Here is a 19,757-nt window from a genome sequence, read left to right on the forward strand (position 1 = left end):
CCCGCGCCCTCACAGCGCGTGCCGCATCCACACGTTGGGCTCGACGTAGACGCCGTACCCGCGCTCCGCCTCGCAGCGGACCGGGACGAGCGCCCCGGGTACCTCGACGTCCCCGGTGGTGTCGAACGGCAGCCCGGTCCAGCGGCGCCACTCCTCCAGTGCGGCGCCGACCGTCATGGAGGCCGGGGCGACGGAGTCGATGGTGCCGTCCACGCGCGCGTGGACGCGCAGCCACGGGTCCTGCGGCAGCCCGTCGGGGCGTACCCGGCAGGCGTACTCGGTCATCGGGGTGTGCGGTTCGAGGTGCTTGGCGCTGGGGCGGACGGGGGCGACGACCTCGCGGAAGCCGTGGGCACGGGCGTTGTCCCGCATCGCCGAGAGCATGACGGCGGACAGGCCGTGGCCCTGGGCGCGCGGGGCGATGGTGACGGCGACGGCGCTCACGGTGTCCGGGCGGGTGCCGCGGCGCAGGTCGGCGAAGGCCCACAGCAGGACCTGGTCCCAGCCCCGCGCGGGCAGCGCGCCCCGGCCCTCGGCGTCGAGGGCGAAGGGCACGCTGAAGGCGTGGGCGAGGATCTCGCCGTGCTCGTCCTCGGCGAACAGCGCGTGCTGCGGCAGTTCGGCAGCGATACGGCCGTAGTGCGCGGTGCCCACGGGGTCGTTGGTCACGAACTCGGGCCAGGTGTCGGCCATCTCGAACACGGCGCGCAGCCGGTCGGGCCGCTCGGCGACACTGCTCACCTTGACGTCCATGACCTTCACGGTAGGCGGCGCCCCGCCCGGCCCGGTACCGGATTTCCCGGCTCACTTCGCCGTGAAGCGCTCCGGTGCCTTCGTCGGGTTGCCCCCGGAGGGGAGTTTCTGGCCCGGGCAGCCGGCGAGGACCTTCTTCATGGCGGCCTTCTCGGCGTCGGTGACCCACAGGCCGTACTTCTTCTTCACGGCGACCTGGGTGGCCACATAGGTACAGCGGTACGCCCCGTTCGGCGGCAGCCAGGTGGCCGCGTCGCCGTCACCCTTGCCGCGGTTGGTGCCCGCGTCGACCGCGATGAGGTTGAGGGGGTCGTTGGCCAGCGCGATGCGCTTGCCGGCGTCCCAGTACCCGGCGCCCTTCTGCCAGGCGTCGGAGAGCGGGACGACATGGTCGATGTCCACCTGGCTGGCGCCGCGCCGGTAGGTGATCTCCTTGCCGGAGTAGGGGTCGGGTTCGAGCAGGCCGTACGTGACCCTGCAGCTGCCGCCGGTGGTCTTCACGCTCTTCAGGTCCCGCTTGAGGATGTCGTCGCGGGTGTCGCAGGAGTTGGAGTCGGTGTCCGCCCAGGCGGTGCCGAACCGGGCGCGGGAGTAACCGGTCTTCGGGGCACGCCCCTTGACGGTCAGTGCGTCGACGGCGGCCATGACCGCGCCCCCGCCGCCGGACCGCTCGGGCCCGGAGGCCCCCTTGGTCTTGTCCGTGTTGCAGCCGGCCACGGCGGTCACCACCACCACGGCGGCGGCCGCGACCGCCCCGCCCCTCAGACGCGTCACGGTACGTCCCCCTCGCTCGCTCTCCCCGGCCCGCCCGCGGACACAGGCGGAATCGTTCCTTCCCTTACGGTAACCGCCCTATGACCAGGGGAAGATGGGGCCCAAAGGGGCGTATCAACGCAATTCGCGAACGAGTTGGGGCATACGGGGGCCCGTCAGGGGGAGTACGGCCGCGGCTCCTGTGCGCCCGGTCACTCCGCACCCCCGCACGCTCGACCTTGACGCAGCCCCCGAGGGCCGCCCGCTACGACCCGAGGACCGAGGCGAGGAACTCGCCGACCCAGCCCAGCAGTTCGCGGCCGACCAGCGGCTTGCCGCCGACCTTCGCGGGCTTCGGGCGGGGGACGAGCACCTGGTGCACGGCCGGCTTGACGACCGTGCCCGGGTACAGCCTTTTGAGGCGCAGTTCCTGGGACTCGCGCAACTCCACGGGCGCGAAGCGGATGTTGGTGCCCTGGAGCACGATCTCGCCGACGCCGCACGCGCGCGCCAGCATCCGCAGTCCGGCCACGAGCAGCAGGTTCTCCACCGGCTCGGGCAGCTTGCCGTAGCGGTCGGTGAGTTCCTCGCGGACGGCCTTGATGTCCTCCTCGCTGTTGGCGGAGGCGATGGCGCGGTAGGCCTGGAGGCGAAGGCGCTCGCCGGGCGCGTAGTCGTGCGGGACGTGCGCGTCGACGGGCAGCTCGATCTTGACCTCGAGCGGGGCCTCCTCCTCGATCTCCCCCGTCTCCAGCTGGCGCCGGTAGTCCGCGACCGCCTCGCCGACCATACGGACGTACAGGTCGAAGCCGACGCCCGCGATGTGGCCGGACTGCTCGCCGCCGAGCAGATTGCCGGCGCCGCGGATCTCCAGGTCCTTCATCGCCACGTACATGCCCGCGCCCATCTCGGTGTGCTGGGCGATGGTGGCCAGGCGCTCGTGCGCGGTCTCGGTCAGCGGCTTCTCCGGCGGGTACAGGAAGTACGCGTACCCGCGCTCGCGGCCTCGGCCGACGCGGCCGCGCAGCTGGTGCAGCTGGGACAGGCCGAAGGTGTCGCCGCGCTCCACGATGAGGGTGTTGGCGTTGGAGATGTCGATGCCGGACTCGACGATCGTGGTCGAGACGAGCACGTCGAACTTCTTCTCCCAGAAGTCGACGACGACCTGCTCCAGCGCCTGCTCGGACATCTGGCCGTGCGCGGTGGCGATACGGGCCTCGGGGACGATCTCGCGCAGGCGGGCCGCGGCCCGGTCGATGGACTCGACCCGGTTGTGGATGTAGAAGACCTGGCCCTCGCGCAGCAGTTCGCGGCGGATGGCGGCGCCGATCTGCTTCTCCTCGTACGGCCCGACGAAGGTGAGCACCGGGTGGCGCTCCTCGGGCGGGGTGGTGATCGTCGACATCTCGCGGATGCCGGTGACCGCCATCTCCAGGGTGCGCGGGATGGGCGTGGCCGACATGGTCAGCACGTCGACGTTGGCGCGCAGCTTCTTCAGCTGTTCCTTGTGCTCGACGCCGAAGCGCTGCTCCTCGTCGACGATGACCAGGCCGAGGTCCTTGAACCGGGTCTCGGAGGAGAACAGGCGGTGGGTGCCGATGACGACGTCGACCGCGCCGTCCTTGAGGCCTTCCAGGACGGCCTTGGCCTCGGTGTCGGTCTGGAAGCGGGACAGGGCCTTGACGTTGACCGGGAACTGGCCGTACCGCTCGGAGAACGTGCCGAAGTGCTGCTGCACCAGCAGGGTCGTCGGCACGAGGACGGCGACCTGTTTGCCGTCCTGTACGGCCTTGAAGGCGGCCCGCACCGCGATCTCGGTCTTGCCGTAGCCCACGTCGCCGCAGATCAGGCGGTCCATGGGGACCGTCTTCTCCATGTCCTCCTTGACCTCGGCGATGGTGGTGAGCTGGTCCGGGGTCTCGGCGTAGGGGAAGGCGTCCTCCAGCTCGCGCTGCCAGGGCGTGTCGGCGCCGAAGGAGTGGCCGGGGGCCGCCATGCGCGCGCTGTAGAGCTTGATCAGGTCGGCGGCGATCTCCTTGACCGCCTTCTTGGCGCGGGCCTTGGTCTTGGTCCAGTCCGCGCCGCCGAGGCGGTGCAGGGTGGGCGCCTCGCCGCCGACGTACTTGGTGATCTGCTCCAGCTGGTCGGTCGGGATGTAGAGCCGGTCGCCGGGCTGGCCGCGCTTGGCGGGCGCGTACTCCACGACGAGGTACTCGCGCGTGGCGCCCTGCACGGTGCGCTGCACCATCTCGATGTAGCGGCCGACGCCGTGCTGTTCGTGGACGATGTAGTCGCCCGCCTCCAGGGTGAGCGGGTCGATGGTCTTGCGGCGGCGGGCCGGCATCCGCGCGCCCTCGCGGCCGGCGGCGCGCTGGCCGGACAGGTCGGTCTCGGTGAGCACGGCGAGCCGCAGGCCCGGGTCCACGAAGCCGTACTCGATCGAACCGCACGAGACGTGCACGATCGACGGGGTCGGTTCGGTGAGGTCGGTGTCCAGGCGGGCGGCGATGCCCTCGCCGCCGAGGACCTCGACGGTGCGGGCGGCCGGGCCGTGGCCCTCGGTGACGAACACCGCGCGCCAGCCGTCGGCGAGCCAGCCCTTGGTGTCGGCGAGGGCCCGCGCGGTGTCGCCGCGGTAGGTCTCGGGCGCGTGCATGCCGAGCTTGAGGGTGTCCGCGTCAAGCTCTTCGTCGGCGGCGAACGGTGAGACGGACCACCACATCATGTCCAGCTCGCGCGCGCGGTCGCGGACGTCGGCGATGGACCACAGGGAGGCCGCGCCGACGTCGATCGGGGCCTCGCCGCCGCCGGCGGTGGCCGCCCAGGAGGCCTGGAGGAACTCCTGGCTGGTGGCCACGAGGTCGGCGGCACGCGTGCGGACCCGCTCCGGGTCGCAGACGACGGCCATCGAGCCCTTGGGGAGGACGTCGAGCAGCAGCTCCATGTCGTCCACGAGGACCGGCGCGAGCGACTCCATGCCCTCGACCGCGATGCCCTCGGCGATCTTGTTCAGGAGCTCGCCCAGTTCCGGGTGTTCCTCGGCGAGCGCACGCGCGCGTGCGCGGACGTCGTCGGTGAGGAGCAGTTCGCGGCACGGCGGGGCCCACAGTCCGTGCTCGGCGACTTCGAGGGAGCGCTGGTCGGCGACCTTGAAGTAGCGGATCTCCTCGATGTCGTCGCCCCAGAACTCCACGCGCAGGGGGTGTTCCTCGGTGGGCGGGAAGACGTCCAGGATGCCGCCGCGCACGGCGAACTCGCCGCGCTTCTCGACCAGTTCCACGCGCGCGTAGGCGGCGGCAGCGAGGGCCGCCACGATGTCGTTCAGGTCGGCGCTCTGCCCGGTCCGCAGGGACACGGGCTCCAGCTCGCCGAGGCCCTTGACCTGCGGCTGGAGCACGGAGCGCACGGGCGCGACGACGACGGAGACCGGGCCGGTCTCGGGGTCGTCGGGGCTGGGGTGGGCCAGGCGCCGCAGGACGGCGAGGCGGCGGCCGACGGTGTCGCTGCGCGGGCTGAGCCGCTCGTGCGGGAGGGTCTCCCAGGAGGGGTACTCCACGACGCCCTCTTCGGGCAGCAGGGAGCGCAGGGCGGCGGCCAGGTCCTCGGCCTCGCGGCCCGTCGCCGTGACGGCCAGCACCGGGCGGCCCGCCTCGCGGGCGAGGGCGGCGACCGCGAAGGGGCGGGCCGCCGGGGGGCCGACGAGGTCGACGTGCATGCGGTTGCCGTCCGCGGCCGCCGTGATCGCTTCCGCGAGGGCGGGGTCCTTGACGAGGGCGTCGAGCAGACCGTGCAGGCTCATGTGGGCTTTCCGTCCGAGGGGTGGGCAACGTCCCCCAGCGTACGACGCTGCCGACGTCGCCGTCGGGCCTGTGGACAACCCGGTGCCGGGGAGTCCCGCAGAACTCCCCGGCACCGGGTCTTTCCCCCGCAACCCCCGTATGCGGTGGTGGTAGGACCAGCTGCGGCAGCTGGTCGGCCCTGTCGCCGCTAGTCCGTCGCGATGGCGTTCAGGACGTTCATGCGGCCCGCGCGGAACGCCGGGATCAGGGCGGCGAGCAGGCCCACGAAGGCCGAGGCGACGAAGACCGTGATGATCGTCGGCCAGGGGATCTCCAGGATCTTCAGGCCCTGGAGCGCCAGGAGCTTCTGGGCGGTCGCGCCCCAGCCCATGCCCAGGCCGAGGCCGAGCAGGGCGCCGAAGAGGGCGATCACCACGGACTCCAGGCGGATCATGCGGCGCAGCTGGCGGCGGGAGAGTCCGATGGCCCGCATGAGGCCGATCTCCCGGGTCCGCTCGACCACCGACAGGGCCAGGGTGTTCACCACGCCCAGGACGGCGACGATGATCGCGAGGGCGAGGAGGCCGTAGATCATGTTGAGCAGCTGGCCGATCTGGTCCTTCAGCGCCTTCTTGTAGTCGGTCTGGTCGCGCACGGTCAGCTGCGGGAAGTCGTCGTGCAGGGCCGACTTCATCGCCTTGTAGGCGGCCGCCTGCTGTCCGTCCCTGGCGGTGGCGAAGACCATCTGGTCGAGCGGCATCCGGTCGGCGGGGACGTGCTGCGCGAGCGTGGCGATCGATGTGTACAGGGCGCTCTGGTCGATCACGTCGTCGCTGCTGGTGATCGCGCGGACCGTCAGGCGGGCGGCGGAGCCGTCCTTGAACGCCACGGTGATCTTCGAGCCGAGGTGGATGCCGTGCGCCCTGGCGAACTTGTCGTGGACGGACATCGAGTCGGGCAGGTAGGCGTCCCTGAGGTCCCCGGCGAGGGTCTTCTTGCGCAGGTCGGTCGCGTACGTCGGGTCGGCCGCCGTGATCTCCGTGTCCTTGAGCGTCCGGCCGTCCGGGGTGGTGAGGTCGGCCTGGGCCGGCCGGTACTCGGTGACCCGCGCGAGCTGCGGGGTGGCCCTGAGGAGCTTGACCGCCTGGGGGGTGATGAGCTGCTGATTGTCCGGCTGGACGATGAAGTCCGTGCCGACGGTCTTGTCGAGCTGGTCGGTGGCGGAGGCGACCATGGAGGAGCCGACCACCGACAGGCAGGCGACCAGGGCCAGGCCGATCATCAGGGCCGCGCCGGTGGCACCGGTGCGGCGCGGGTTGCGCAGCGCGTTGCGCTCGGCCATGCGGCCCACCGGGCCGAAGACGCGCAGGACGATCGCGCCGAGGATCCGGACCAGGCCGGCGGCGAGCAGCGGGCCGATGACGACGAAGCCGATCAGGGTGGCCACCACGCCGAGGCCCAGCCAGCCGGAGCCGGCCTTGGCCTTGTCGGCGGTGGCGGCGACGTACAGGCTGTAGCCGCCGGCGCCGGTGAGGAGCAGGCCGATCACGGCGCGCAGCAGGCCGGCCTTGGCGTCGGCCGGGGTGCCGGCGTCGCGCAGGGCGGCCATCGGGGAGATCTTGCCGGCCCGCCGGGCGGGCAGGTAGGCGGCGAGGACGGTGACGACGACGCCGAGGATCAGGCCGACCGCGGGAGTCGTCCAGGCGATGGTCAGGTCGTCGGTGGACAGGTGCATGCCCATCTGGCCCATGAGCTTCATCAGGCCGACCGCGATGCCGACGCCCGCGCCGACGCCGAGCACGGAGCCGATCACCCCGAGCAGCAGGGCCTCGATCAGCACGGACCGGTTGACCTGCTTGCGGGAGGAGCCGATGGCGCGCATCAGGCCGATCTCGCGGGTGCGCTGGGCGACGAGCATCGAGAAGGTGTTGATGATGAGGAAGATGCCGACGAGGAGGGCGATCCCGGCGAAGCCGAGCATCGCGTACTTCATGACGTTCAGGAAGCTCTTGACGCTCTTCTGGTTGGCGTCGGCGACCTCCTTGGCGGTCTGCACCTTGTAGCCGTGGCCGAGGGCGGCCGTGACGTTCTTCTTCAGCTGGTCGTTCGTCACGCCCTGGGCGGCGGTGACGTTGACGTTCGTGTAGACGCCGGTCCGGCCGACCAGGGTCTGCTGGGCGGTCTTCGTGTCCAGGTAGAAGACGGCCGCGCCCGGGTTGGTGACCTTGAAGGCGGCGATGCCGGACACGCGCGCGTGGTGCGTGCCGACGACCGAGATCATGCCGATGTCGGAGCCGATCCTCAGGTGGTGCTTGTCGGCGGTGTCCTCGTCGACCATGACCTGGTCCGGGCCCTTGGGCGCCGCGCCCTTGGTGATCTGCATGGTGCGGGCGTCGTTGCCGTTCCAGCTGCCCACGATGGTCGGGGCGCCGCTGCTCGGCGACAGCTTGTCCTTGTTCGCGTCGATCACGGTGACCGACGTGGAGAACACGGTGCCCTCGGCCGACCGCACGCCCTGGGCGCCGCGGACCGTGCCGAGCACGGCGGCCGGCAGGACCGGGGGCCTGCCGGTGCGGGAGGTCGTCTGGCCGGTGTCGGAGGAACTCCTCGCGCTGACCGTCACGTCCGAGGCCGTGGCCTGGAACAGTTTGTCGAAGGTGGTGTTCATCGTGTCGGTGAAGACGAGGGTGCCGCACACGAACGCCACCGACAGCAGGACCGCGACCGCCGAGAGCGCCATCCGGCCCTTGTGCGCGAAGAAGTTGCGCATCGAGGTCTTCAGGACGGTCATGACGTACGTCCCCGGGCGTCGAAGTCCTTCATGCGGTCCAGGACCTGATCGGCCGTCGGCTGGTACATCTCGTCGACGATCCGGCCGTCGGCGAGGTACAGCACGCGGTCCGCGTAGGAGGCGGCCACGGGGTCGTGGGTGACCATCACGATGGTCTGGCCGAGTTCGTCCACGGAACGGCGCAGGAAGCCGAGCACCTCGGCACCCGCGCGCGAGTCGAGGTTTCCGGTCGGCTCGTCCCCGAAGATGATCTCCGGGCGGGCGGCGAGCGCGCGGGCCACGGCGACGCGCTGCTGCTGTCCGCCGGAGAGCTGGGTCGGCCGGTGCCTGAGCCGCCCGGCGAGGCCGACGGTCTCCACCACGCGGTCCAGCCAGGCCCGGTCCGGCTTGCGGCCGGCTATGTCCATGGGCAGCGTGATGTTCTCCAGCGCGTTCAGGGTCGGCAGCAGGTTGAACGCCTGGAAGATGAAGCCGATCCGGTCGCGCCGCAGCTGGGTGAGCTTCTTGTCCTTCAGGCCGGTGATCTCGGTCTCGTCCAGGTAGATCTGCCCGGACGAGACGGTGTCGAGGCCGGCGAGGCAGTGCATCAGGGTGGACTTGCCGGACCCGGAGGGGCCCATGATCGCGGTGAACTGGCCCCGGGCGATGTCCACGTCGACGTGGTCGAGGGCGACGACACGGGTCTCGCCGGACCCGTACGCCTTCACGACCTGCCGCGCCCGCGCGGCAACGGCCGTAGTCCCTCCAGTACCCCCGTGCCTGGGAATGGTCACAGCCGATGTCACGGTATGTCTCCTATGTCGGTTGACAGGTCGGTGCAGGGTGCGCCGCGGTGCGGTGCGTCGTCCTGGGTACGTCGATGAGTCTCGCGGCCGGCGGGGCGCCGCGCGCTGGTGCGAAGCCCCGTCTTTCCCTGGGGTAAACCCCACCCCCGCCGGTTCGGCCGGCCGCCCCCCCCCCCAGCGGCGTAAAGCCAGGTTAAGGAACGCTCCCGGCCCGTCTCCTCCTCCGCCCGGACGAACCCTCCCCGAGCCCTGGTACGGAGACACCCCTAGGGGTCCTCCGTCCTGGGGCGGAGACCGTCTCGGGGTCGTCTCCACCCTTCGACGCCCCGAGCCTCCACCCTCCCGTCGCGTCAGGGTCAAGTCCACGGGCTCGCGGCGGCCTCGCGGCGGCCTCGCGGAACGCAGATGGCTGCAAGGGGCACGGGGTAGGTTCCCCGGGGATCCGGGGATTCCGGCAGCCCGGGACGCGTGGGGAGGGATCAGCGGTGGGGAGCACACGGCCCGCGGTACGCGGCGGCACCGGCGAGCGGCACGGCACCCGGCGGCGGGGGGCGGTCGTCGCCGCGCTGATGCTGTCGATGGCGCTGGCGGCGCTCGACTCCACCATCGTCTCCACGGCCGTACCGCAGATCGTCGGCGACCTCGGCGGGTTCTCCGTCTTCTCCTGGCTGTTCTCCGGCTATCTGCTCGCCGTGACCGTCTCGCTGCCCGTCTACGGCAAGCTGTCCGACACCTTCGGCCGCAAGCCGGTACTGGTGGTGGGCTCGGCCGTGTTCCTGCTGGGCTCGCTGCTGTGCGCGGCCGCGTGGAACATGGCGGCGCTGATCGCGTTCCGGGTCGTGCAGGGCCTGGGCGGCGGGGCGTTGCAGGGCACCGTGCAGACCCTGGCCGCCGATCTGTATCCGCTCGCGGAACGCCCGAAGATCCAGTCGAAGCTGTCCACGGTGTGGGCGGTGTCGGCGGTCGCCGGGCCGGGGCTCGGCGGACTGCTCGCCGCGTACGCCGACTGGCGCTGGATCTTCCTGGTCAATCTGCCGATCGGCGCGGCCGCGCTGTGGCTGGTCGTCCGCCATCTGCACGAGCCCGCGCGGGAGTTGCCGCAGAGCGCCGAAGAGGGCACGGGACAGCGGGCACGCGCGCGCGTGGACTGGGCCGGGGCGCTCGCGGTGTTCGCGGCCGGCGGGGTGCTGCTGACGGCGCTGGTGCAGGGCGGGGTCGCCTGGCCGTGGCTCTCGGCGCCCTCGCTCGCGCTGTTCGCGGCGGGCCTCGCGCTGACCGCCGTCGTGGTGTGGGTGGAGCGGCGGGCGGCGCAGCCGATCATCCCGGGGTGGGTGTGGCGGCGCCGGACGATCGCGGCGGTCAACCTGGCGCTCGGCGCGCTGGGGCTGCTGATGGTGGCGCCGAGCGTGTTCCTGCCGACGTACGCGCAGTCGGTGCTCGGACTCGCGCCCGTGGCCGCCGGGTTCGTGCTGTCGGTGTGGACGCTGAGCTGGCCGGTGTCGGCGGCGCTCAGCCAGCACGTCTACCGGCGCATCGGCTTCCGCGACACCGCCCTGCTCGGCATCGGCCTGGCGACGCTGATCCTGTTCGCGTTCCCGTTCCTGCCCTACCCGGGGTCGTGGTGGCAGCCGACGCTGCTGATGCTGCTGCTGGGCGGCGCGCTGGGGCTGTTCCAGCTGCCGCTGATCGTCGGGGTGCAGTCGACGGTGGGCTGGTCGGAGCGGGGCACCACGACCGCGTCCGTGCTGTTCTGCCGGCAGACCGGACAGACCCTCGGCGCCTCGCTGTTCGGTGCCGTCGCCAACGGGGTGCTGGCCGCGCGGCTGGGCGGCGCGGGCGATCTGGACTCCGTCACGCGCGCGTTGAACGCCGGTACGGCCCCGGGCACGACCCGGCGGGCGATCGCGGACGCGGTGCACGCGGTGTACCTCGGCGCGGCCTGCGCGGCGGCCCTGGCCTTCCTGGTCCTGCTGTTCCTCGCACCGCGGCGGTTCCCGGTCCGCACCGAGTGAGCGCCGTCGCCCGGCACGGCTTGGTCAACGCGGGTGACACCCCACGCCGGAAACGTTTTTGCGAAGTAAGCGCATACCGACCGGCCAGTTCGGCGAAAACGCCGCGCGGCCCGGGTACCCGCGAGTAGCGTGCGGGGCTCCGCCCACCCCCCACCTCCCTGCGGTCCGCCGCCACGGACCCGAGCCACGCAAGGAGCCCCGGGATGTCCCACGACCCGTCGCACACCCCACACGCGTCGTACGCGCCGCCCCACGCGCCGTACGACCCGCAGCCCCCGGCCCCGCTCACCTACCCCTGGCAGCCCCCGTCCCCCGAACCGGCGCGCGTCCCCCACCGCCCGCCCCGCGCGCCCGTCGGTCACCACCGCGACCTGCGCGTCCTGCGCGGCGCCTACCGGTGGCAGCGGCGCACCGCCACGCTCACCGCGCTCGGCTACTTCACGCTGTTCCTGGTGCTGTCCGCGGGCGCACCCGGCGTCATGACCCGCCCGGTCGCCGACGGCATCCCGGCCGGCCTGCTGCTCGCCCTGCTCCAACTGCCCGTCACCTGGCTCGCGATCGCCCTGTACGAGTACACCGCGCGCGTGCACGTCGATCCGCTCGCGGACCGCATCCGCGCGGAGGCCGCGCTGGACGCCCGGCGCGGAGCACTCCGATGAGCGCGGCCGCCGTCTCCCCCGCGGTGTGGGGCCTCACCGCTTTCAGCGGCCGGACCCAGACCATGTCCCTGGTCGCCTTCTCGACCGTCGCCACGGTGACCCTGCTGCTGTGCGTGATGACCGGCCCCGACCACGACGACCTCGACGAGTTCTACACCGGCTACGGCTCCCTGTCCCCGCTGCGCAACGGCCTCGCCATCGCCGGCGACTACATCTCCGCGGCCACCGTCCTCGGCACCGGCGGCGTGATCGCCCTGTGCGGCTACGACGGGCTCGTGCTCGCCCTCAGCACGGCGCTGTCGCTGATGCTGCTGATGTTCCTGCTGGCCGAACCGCTGCGCAACGCGGGCCGGTTCACCATGGGCGACGCGCTCGCGCGCCGGCTGCCCGGCCGCTGCGTGCGCGTCACGGCCTGCGCGGTGACCATCGCCGCGCTGCTGCCGCTCATGCTGGTGCAGCTCGCCGGAGCGGGCCAGCTGATGGCGTTCATCCTGGGCTTCTCGGACGCGTCGCTGAAGACCGCGTGCGTCGTGGCGTTGGGCACCCTGATGATCGCGTACGCGGCGATCGGCGGCATGAAGGGCACCGCCCTGATCCAGATCCTGAAGATCGTGACGCTGGTCGGTTCGGGCGCCGTGGTCGCCGTACTGATCCTGCGCCGCTTCGACTGGGACCCGGGCGCCCTGTTCTCCGCCGCCGCCCGGCGCAGCGGTGCCGGGCCCGCCTTCCTGCACTCCGGGCTGGAGTTCGGCACGTCGGGCCGCTCCCGGCTGGACATGATCGCCTCCGAGCTGACCGTCGTGCTCGGCGGCGCATGCCTGCCCCACATCACCATGCGCATGTACACCGCCTCCAGCGCCCGCCAGGTGCGCCGCTCGATGTCCTGGGCGGTGTCGATCGTCGCCCTGTTCGTGCTGGTCATCACGGTGGTCGGCGTCGGCGCCACCGCGCTGCTCGGCCGCGGCGTGATCGCCGGGGCCGATCCGCAGGGCAACACGGCGTATCTGCTGGGCTCCCGGGCGGCGTTCGGGGCGGACGTGTCGGTGCCGGAGACCTTCCTGTTCACCCTGGTCACCACCGCGATCTTCCTGACCCTGCTGGCCTCGGTGGCCGGGATGATCCTCGCCTGCGCCAACTCCCTCGCCCACGACGTCTTCGCCGCGCGCGTGCGGGAGATGCCGCCCCGGCGCGAGATGGCCCTCGCGCGCGTGTCCGCGCTCGCGATCGGTGTGCCGACGATCCTGCTCGCCACCCTGGTGCAGCACCACAGCCTGCAGCCCCTGGTGACGCTCTCCTTCTGCCTGGGCGCCTCGGCCCTCGCGCCCGCCCTGGTCTACGGCCTCTTCTGGCGGCGCTACACCCGCGGCGGGCTGCTGGCCACGCTGATCGGGGGCACGCTCAGCGTGCTGCTGCTCATGCCGGGCACCAAACTGGTCTCCGGCTCGCCCCTCGCGGCTTTCCCGCACGCCTCCTTCACCTATTTCCCGTTCACCACGACCGGCATCGTCTCCATCCCGGCCGGCTTCCTGTTCGGCTGGCTCGGCACGCTGGCCTCCGGGCGCGACAAGGCGGAGCAGCAGCGGCGCCAGTACGAGGCGGTGGAGGGATGGATCCTCGCGGGGGCCGTACGCAGGGGAAATTGATGGAGAGTCAAGTTTCTTCGCCGCCGAGACATGTGGACGTTCGGTGATGACCAGTTAAACAGCAACAGGTGCAAGCTTGTTGACACGTTGTGACTGATACGATCATGCCACTTTTCGGTAGGCTGACGGCGCGTCGTGATGACGTGCACGGGGGAAGTCTGCAAGGCCCCGTCGCTAAGGAGTGGATGTTGGTCCGCCTGCAGGACTGAGGCCTGTTCCCCCGCGCGACGCGACTTGAAGAGAGTCTCATGACGTCATTGACCCAAGATCCACTCCTGTGGATCTTGATTGTTGTGCTCGCCGCTGCGGTGATCGCAGTACTGCGGGCCAGGAGAACCAACCAGGCTCTCCGAAGAAAGAAGAACGACCTCGAAGCCGGCCTCACCGCCGCCCGCGGCGAGGCCGGGCAACTGCACGCGCACATCGCGACGTTGAGCGCGCAGCACGACCACGACCTGGCCGACGTCCGCGCGGACGCCGAGGCGGCGACGAAGGCCGTGCTCAAGTCCGCGATGGGCACCCTGCAGTCCCTCGCGGAGGAGCAACAGCTCCTCCTGGACGGACTGTTGAAGAAGTACGGCGACGACACCGGCGTGCTCGCCGACCTGATGTCCGTCGACCACACCGGCAGTCAGTTCGGCCGCCGCGCCAAGGGCATCTCGGTGCTGTGCGGCGGCTGGCTGGGCCGCCGCGACAGCGCCGCCAGCGTCTACGACGTCGCCCGCAGCGCCCAGGGCCGTATCAAGGACTTCAGCCGCGTCGGCGTCCATTCCCAGGTCGGCATCTCCATCGCGAACAAGGCCGTGGAGCCGGTGGCCGTCGTCCTCGCCGAGCTGCTGGACAACGCGACCAACTACAGCGCCCCCGGCACACCGGTCGAGGTCAACATCCAGGCCGTGCCCACCGGCGTGTGCTTCATCGTCGACGACGCGGGTCTCGGCATGGACCAGGAGACCAAGGACCGCGCCGCCGCCCTGCTCTCCCCCGACCGCCCGGTGGACATCACCGCGCTCGGCGACCCGCCCCGGTTCGGCTTCGCCGTCTGCGGCATGCTCGCCGCCCGCTACGGCTTCGCCGTGTCCGTCGGCTCGGTCTCGCCCTACGGCGGTGTGCGCGCAGTGATTCGTGTCCCGGAGGATCTCCTGACCGCCGACGTCCCGCAGCCCGAGCCCGTCCAGGAGCCCGGCGTCGAGGAGGCCCCCGCCCCGCAGCGGCTGGCCCCGGTCCCGGTCGTGGGCCCCTCGCACGTGGTGGGGACCACGCAGGGCGGTCTGCCCAAGCGCCGGCGGCGCAAGGGCCCCGTCCCGGTGGCGGCCGTGCCCGACGCCGCGCCCCTCGCACAGGAAGGCACGTCCGTACCCGCCAGCGAGGTGACGGCGTCGCGGATCGGAGCGTTCGCCCGCGGAACGCAGCTCGGGCGGGACAACACCACGGAAGGACCTCAGAACCAGTGAACACCGACCTGTCGTGGGTGCTGAACGACGTGCTCGAGGTGCGCGGGGCCCGCCACGCCATCCTCGTCTCGGGGGACGGCCTGCTGCTGCAGCGCTCCGACGACATCAGCCGGGACGACGCGGAGACCAACGCGGCCGCGATGAGCTCGATGCAGTCGCTCAGCCGTGCCGTCGCGGGGTTCGTCGGGGCGGGTCACGGGATCTGGAAGCAGACGCTGCTGGAGTACGACGGCGGCTGGATCTTCCTCAGCGCCGCCGGCCAGGGCTCCTACCTGGCGGTCTCGGCCGCGCTGGACGTCGACATGGAGGCGGTGTCGTTCCGGATGCAGAAGACGGTGAACGCCCTCAGCAAGGCGATGAGCGTGGCGCCCCGCTCGGAGAGCGGTGCCCGCTCATGAGGACGCCCGGCGAGGAAGCGGTCACCAGCGACTTCGTCCGCTCCTATGTCATCACCGGCGGCCGGAGCCTGCCCACCTCCGAGGACCTCGCCCTGCACAGCCTCGTCACCCTGGCTCCCGAGCGGACCCTTCCGCTGGGGGCCGGCCCCGAGGTCAGGGCGATCTGGGAGCTGGTCTCGGGGGGATACCTGTCCGTCGCCGAGGTGGCCGGCCACCTCGAACTGCCCGTCGGCGTCGTCCGGCTGCTGCTGACCGATTTATCGGCCCAGGGGCACCTGCTGCTGCGCGCCGCCCCGCCCCGACACCAGAACGTAGACAGAGCGACCCTCGAAAAGGTTCTGAATGGACTCCAATCCCTCATCGGCTGAGACGGCGGACGGGAGCGCAGGCGGCTCCATCTACGTCTCCAGCGAGGTGACCAGTGCGGCGAAGATCCTGGTGGTCGGGCACTTCGCCGTGGGCAAGACGACCTTGATCGGCTCGCTGTCGGAGATCACCCCGCTGCGCACCGAGGAGAAGATGACACAGGCGTCGCTCCACGTGGACGACCTGCACGGCGTGACGGGCAAGACCACGACCACCGTGGCCCTGGACTTCGGCCGACTGACGCTGAGCGACGAACTCGTGCTGTACCTGTTCGGCACCCCGGGCCAGCAGCGGTTCATGCAGCTGTGGGAGGACATGGCCCGCGGCGCGCTCGGCGCCCTGCTGCTGGTCGACCCCGGCCGGCTGGAGGAGACGTTCCCCGTCATCGACCTCATCGAGAGCTACGGGCTGGAATACGCCATCGCGGTCAACACCTTCGAGGCCGACCGGGTCTACGCGGAGGAGGAGGTCCGCGAGGCGCTCGACCTGCTCCCGGACACCCCGGTCGTCTACTGCGACGCCCGCGACCGCCAGTCCTCCGGCCACGCGCTGATCGCGCTGGTCCGTCATCTGCTCGACCGCGCGGCCTGACCAGCCCGCCGGCCCACCCCCGGCCCTCGCGCCGGGACCTGGAGGAAGAAGTTTCATGGACAGCCCGATCGCATCCGCCGCCGTCGGTGGCAGATGCCCCATGCACGACGCCACGTTCGCCGCCGACCCGCACGAGGTCTACGACCGACTGCGCGCGATGGGCCCGGCCGGCCCCGTCGAACTCGCGCCCGGTGTCGACGCCACCCTGGTCGTCGGGTACGAGACGGCGCTGCGCGTCCTGCAGAACCCCACGCTCTTCGCCCGCGACGCCCGCCGCTGGAAGGCCCTCAACGAGGGGCGCATCGGCATGGACAACCCGGTCCTACCGATGATGGCGTACCGGCCCAACTGCCTGTTCACGGACGGCGCGGTGCACCTGCGGCTGCGCAAGGCCGTCACCGACAGCCTGGCGCGGCTCAACATCAGCCGGATCCGCCGCGACGTCGAGCCGATCGCCGACTACCTGATCGACCAGTTCAGCGAGCGCGGCCGGGCCGACCTGCTCAACGACTACGCCAAGCTGCTGCCGCTGCTGCTGTTCAACAAGCTCTTCGGCTGCCCGGCGGACATCGGTGACACCCTCACCAGCGCCATGTCGGCGATCTTCGACGGCAAGGACGCGGTGCGCGCCAACGAGGAACTCACCGCCTGCCTCATGGCGTTGATCGCCCTCAAGCGCCGCCAGCCCGGCGACGACGTCACCTCCTGGCTCATCCAGCATCCGGCGGGCCTGACCGACGAGGAGCTCAAGGACCAGTTGGTCATGCTGATGGGCGCGGGCGTCGAACCCGAGCGCAACCTCATCGGCAACGCCCTGCTCCTGCTGCTCGCGCCCGACGAGGACCAGGGCGCCGGCATGCTGGTGGAGGAGGCGATCGACCATGTGCTGTGGCACCAGACGCCGATCGCCAACTACGCCACCCACTACCCGCTCCAGGACGTCGACCTCGGGGGCGTGGTGGCCGGGGCGGGCACCCCGGTCGTCATCAGCTTCGCCGCCGCCAACAGCGACCCCGCGCTGACCGAGGCCCGGCGCGCCCACGGCAAGGGCGCCCACCTGGCCTGGGGCGCGGGCCCGCACGCCTGCCCGGCCAAGGACCCGGCGCAGGTCATCGCGGTCACGGCGGTCGAGCGGCTGCTCAACGCGCTGCCCGACCTGACCCTGGTCGTCCCCGAGAAGGACCTCCAGTGGCGGCCGGGCCCCTTCCACCGGGCGATGGTCGCCATGCCGGTGGCGTTCAGCCCCGCGCCGGCCACCCGGATGGCGGCGCACCTCCAGAGCCGGTCCGCGCACGTCCCGGCGGAGCAGCCGCACCCGGTCGCGCCGGCCGCCGCGTCCACGCGTCAGGAACCGGCCAGGAAGAAGGGTTTCTGGAGCTCGTTCCTGGACATTTTCCGTGTCTGACACGGAACCGGATGCCGTACTTGTGGCGGAAAAGTGACGACGGTGAAATCCAGCCACGGCATGTGACAGGAGCAACACGCAGAGGCGCATGATGCGGGGGAGGGGAAGGGTAGGTTCCGGCGGTATCGGTAGCGTCCATGCCACAAAGGAGCTTCGCGTGACCGCCGTTGGCGACATACGCGGTACCACGACCGACCGCCGGGCCGTCATCTCCCTTCTCCGTCGCCTGCGTTCTGCCGAGGGGCAGTCCAACCCCCTCCCTGTCTGGGCCGATTTACGCGCTCTTGGCGATGTGGTGCCCGCCCCCTGGGGCGGCTTCTTCGTCACCGGATTCGACGCCTGCAACCAGGTCCTGCGCGGCAGGAACTGGCTGACCCCGGACTTCGCCTGGCAGCAGCGCCAGTCCGACGCCGAGCGTTGGCATGCGCCTGCCACCCAGGAGATGACCCGGACCCTCTCCCGGCTCAACGCGCCCGCTCACACGAGTCAACGCCGCGCCCTGGGCAACCTCTTCGACCGGCGCACCCTGGAGGTCATGGAGCCCCAGGTCACCGCCCACGTCACCCGGCTCCTGGACCGCCTCGACGACGAACTGCGCACCCGGGGCGAGGCCGACTTCGCCGCCGTCGTCGGCGAACAGCTCCCCATCCACACCGTCGGCCGGTGGCTCGCCATCCCGGAGGAGCACTATCCGCGCATCCTGAGCTTCACCCACCGCCAGGTGCACGCCCAGGAACTGCTGCCGACCAAGAGCGAACTCGCCGTGTCCGCCGATGCCACCCTGGAGATGCGGGCCTTCTTCACCCGCCTGATCAGCGAGCGGCGCGCCCGCCCCGGGGACGACGTCCTGTCCGGCTGGATCCGCTACTGGGACGCCGTGCACGCGGGCGACCGCGCGGCCGCCGACCAGATCCTCTACGACCTGACGATGTTCATCACCATCGCCTCCCTGGAGACCACGGCGACCCTGCTGACCAACGCCGTCTGGCTGCTGACCGGCGAGCCCGCCCGGGCCGAGCGGCTGCGCCGCCGGCCCGAGGACCTCGACGACGCCATCGACGAGGTCCTGCGCTACGACCCGCCGATCCATCTCAACTCCCGTGTCGCCGCCGACGACACCGTCCTCGCCGGGGTGCCGGTCGCCAGGGACACCACCGTCCACGTCCTGTACGGCGCCGCGAACCACGACCCCCGCCGCAACCCCGAGCCCCACGTCTTCGACATCCGGCGCCGCGGCAGCCACCTCACCTTCGGCGGCGGCGCGCACTACTGCCTCGGCGCGGCCCTCGCGCGGCTGGAGGCCCGGGTCCTGCTCGCCGAACTGCTGCGCCGTTTCCCCGCGTTACGGCCCGCCCAGCCACCCGACTACGCCCCTCGTATGGTCTTCAGACGCGCCGCCTCCCTGAAAGTGACGACATGACGACCGCCCCGCCCCTCACCGCGCTCCCGGCCGGCCGGATACTCAAGACCCTGCGCGCCGACCGGCAGGGTCCCGTGCTGACCATAGAGCTGAACGTCCCCGAACAGGGCAACGCCGTCACCGACGCGATGCTGGACGATCTGCTGACCGTCCTCGGCGACGCCGACCCCGCCGACCCCGCCGTCCGGGTAGTGGTGCTCCGCGCGGCCGGCCCCGACTTCTGTCTCGGCGGCGACCGGAGCGAGTTCGCCGAGCACCTCGCCGCCGACCCCACGGCGAGCGGTATCCGGCTCTCCGGCGCCAAGGCGCGCCGCGTCTGCGACGCGCTCACCGCCAACCCCGCCGTCACCATCGCACGCGTGCAGGGCAAGGCCATCGGCGCCGGCCTCGCCCTGGCCCTCGCCTGCGACCTGCGGGTCGGCGCCGACGACGCGACCTTCCGCCTCCCCGAGCTCGCCCTCGGCCTGCCCACCGCCTGGGGCGGCCTGCTCCCGCGCCTGATCAGCGAGGTCGGCGCCGCCCGCGTGCGCGAACTCATCCTCACCGGACGCGTCTTCGACGCCACGGAGGCGGCGGCCCTGTCCGTCCTCCAGAAGACCGTCCCCGCCCACGAACTCGACGCGGCCGTCAGCGCCTGGGCCGGGCCCATCGTCCGCCGTCCCCCGACCGCCCTGAGGGTCACCAAGACCCTCCTCAACTCCCTGAGCGCCGCGACCCGCCTCGCCGACGCCTCCGCCTTCGACGCCGAGCTCATGGCGGCGGTGGTGGCGGAACAGTTCCGGTCCCGATCCCACGAGACCGGCTGACCGCAACGAGGGGGTGTCGTTTGGATCATCCCGGCGTCGCGGGGTCGTCTGGCGCGCACTCCCCCAGAGGGGCACCCCCAGCCGCGTGGTCGTCGATCGCCGACTCCCCCACGCTCGGCTTCGCTCGCGCGGGAGGGGCCCG

Annotated in this window: 15 protein-coding genes; 10 read left to right on the top strand and 5 right to left on the bottom strand. The window is 71.7% G+C overall.

From position 1 onward, the window contains the following. Positions 1–9: 9 nt before the first annotated feature. The 5 genes from ACZ4MF_RS07685 to ACZ4MF_RS07705 form a co-directional block, all read right to left on the bottom strand. Positions 10–753, bottom strand: a complete 744-nt coding sequence (locus ACZ4MF_RS07685; protein WP_467490785.1) for an N-acetyltransferase — start codon at positions 751–753, stop codon at positions 10–12. 51 nt (positions 754–804) lie between these two features. Beyond that, complete coding sequence (locus ACZ4MF_RS07690; RefSeq protein WP_467490787.1) at positions 805–1,527, bottom strand: HNH endonuclease family protein; 723 nt, start codon at positions 1,525–1,527, stop codon at positions 805–807. Between the two features lie 244 nt (positions 1,528–1,771). Then, on the bottom strand, positions 1,772–5,305 hold the full coding sequence (mfd, locus tag ACZ4MF_RS07695) for a transcription-repair coupling factor (RefSeq protein WP_467490789.1): 3,534 nt from the start codon (positions 5,303–5,305) through the stop codon (positions 1,772–1,774). Between the two features lie 188 nt (positions 5,306–5,493). Next, complete coding sequence (locus ACZ4MF_RS07700; RefSeq protein ID WP_467490791.1) at positions 5,494–8,076, bottom strand: ABC transporter permease; 2,583 nt, start codon at positions 8,074–8,076, stop codon at positions 5,494–5,496. Next, positions 8,073–8,861, bottom strand: a complete 789-nt coding sequence (locus ACZ4MF_RS07705; RefSeq protein WP_071374676.1) for an ABC transporter ATP-binding protein — start codon at positions 8,859–8,861, stop codon at positions 8,073–8,075. The genes ACZ4MF_RS07700 and ACZ4MF_RS07705 overlap by 4 nt, the downstream gene beginning before the upstream one ends. 485 nt (positions 8,862–9,346) lie before the next feature. On the opposite strand from ACZ4MF_RS07705, the gene ACZ4MF_RS07710 reads away from it, so the two are divergent. The 10 genes from ACZ4MF_RS07710 to ACZ4MF_RS07755 all read left to right on the top strand — a co-directional run bounded on the left by ACZ4MF_RS07710 (position 9,347) and on the right by ACZ4MF_RS07755 (position 19,615). Further along, the gene (locus ACZ4MF_RS07710; RefSeq protein ID WP_467490793.1) at positions 9,347–10,873 is read left to right on the top strand and encodes an MFS transporter; all 1,527 of its coding nucleotides are present in this window, start codon (positions 9,347–9,349) and stop codon (positions 10,871–10,873) included. A gap of 203 nt (positions 10,874–11,076) precedes the next feature. Beyond that, entirely contained in the window at positions 11,077–11,532 is a 456-nt protein-coding gene (locus tag ACZ4MF_RS07715; RefSeq protein WP_467490795.1) for a DUF485 domain-containing protein, read from the top strand. Beyond that, positions 11,529–13,175: a sodium/solute symporter gene (locus tag ACZ4MF_RS07720; RefSeq protein ID WP_467490797.1), complete on the top strand. Its 1,647-nt coding sequence runs from the start codon at positions 11,529–11,531 to the stop codon at positions 13,173–13,175. Before ACZ4MF_RS07715 ends, ACZ4MF_RS07720 begins: the two co-directional genes overlap by 4 nt. 248 nt (positions 13,176–13,423) lie before the next feature. Further along, on the top strand, positions 13,424–14,629 hold the full coding sequence (locus ACZ4MF_RS07725) for an ATP-binding protein (protein WP_467490799.1): 1,206 nt from the start codon (positions 13,424–13,426) through the stop codon (positions 14,627–14,629). Further along, positions 14,626–15,027 carry a roadblock/LC7 domain-containing protein gene (locus ACZ4MF_RS07730; RefSeq protein ID WP_356027171.1) on the top strand — a complete coding sequence of 134 codons (402 nt, stop codon included), beginning with the start codon at positions 14,626–14,628 and terminating at the stop codon, positions 15,025–15,027. Before ACZ4MF_RS07725 ends, ACZ4MF_RS07730 begins: the two co-directional genes overlap by 4 nt. Further along, a complete protein-coding gene (locus ACZ4MF_RS07735) occupies positions 15,024–15,395 on the top strand; it encodes a DUF742 domain-containing protein (RefSeq protein ID WP_356027169.1) in 372 nt (123 codons plus the stop codon). Before ACZ4MF_RS07730 ends, ACZ4MF_RS07735 begins: the two co-directional genes overlap by 4 nt. Continuing rightward, a complete protein-coding gene (locus ACZ4MF_RS07740) occupies positions 15,370–15,984 on the top strand; it encodes a GTP-binding protein (protein ID WP_467490802.1) in 615 nt (204 codons plus the stop codon). Before ACZ4MF_RS07735 ends, ACZ4MF_RS07740 begins: the two co-directional genes overlap by 26 nt. Positions 15,985–16,084: 100 nt before the next feature. Further along, the gene (locus tag ACZ4MF_RS07745; protein ID WP_467491556.1) at positions 16,085–17,389 is read left to right on the top strand and encodes a cytochrome P450 family protein; all 1,305 of its coding nucleotides are present in this window, start codon (positions 16,085–16,087) and stop codon (positions 17,387–17,389) included. A 157-nt stretch (positions 17,390–17,546) separates the two neighbouring features. Beyond that, positions 17,547–18,809, top strand: coding sequence for a cytochrome P450 (locus ACZ4MF_RS07750; RefSeq protein WP_467490804.1), 1,263 nt, complete (start codon positions 17,547–17,549; stop codon positions 18,807–18,809). Continuing rightward, entirely contained in the window at positions 18,806–19,615 is an 810-nt protein-coding gene (locus tag ACZ4MF_RS07755) for an enoyl-CoA hydratase/isomerase family protein (protein ID WP_467490806.1), read from the top strand. The genes ACZ4MF_RS07750 and ACZ4MF_RS07755 overlap by 4 nt, the downstream gene beginning before the upstream one ends. The last annotated feature ends 142 nt before the right edge of the window (positions 19,616–19,757 follow it).

This window comes from Streptomyces sp. NPDC025793 (assembly GCF_055558375.1).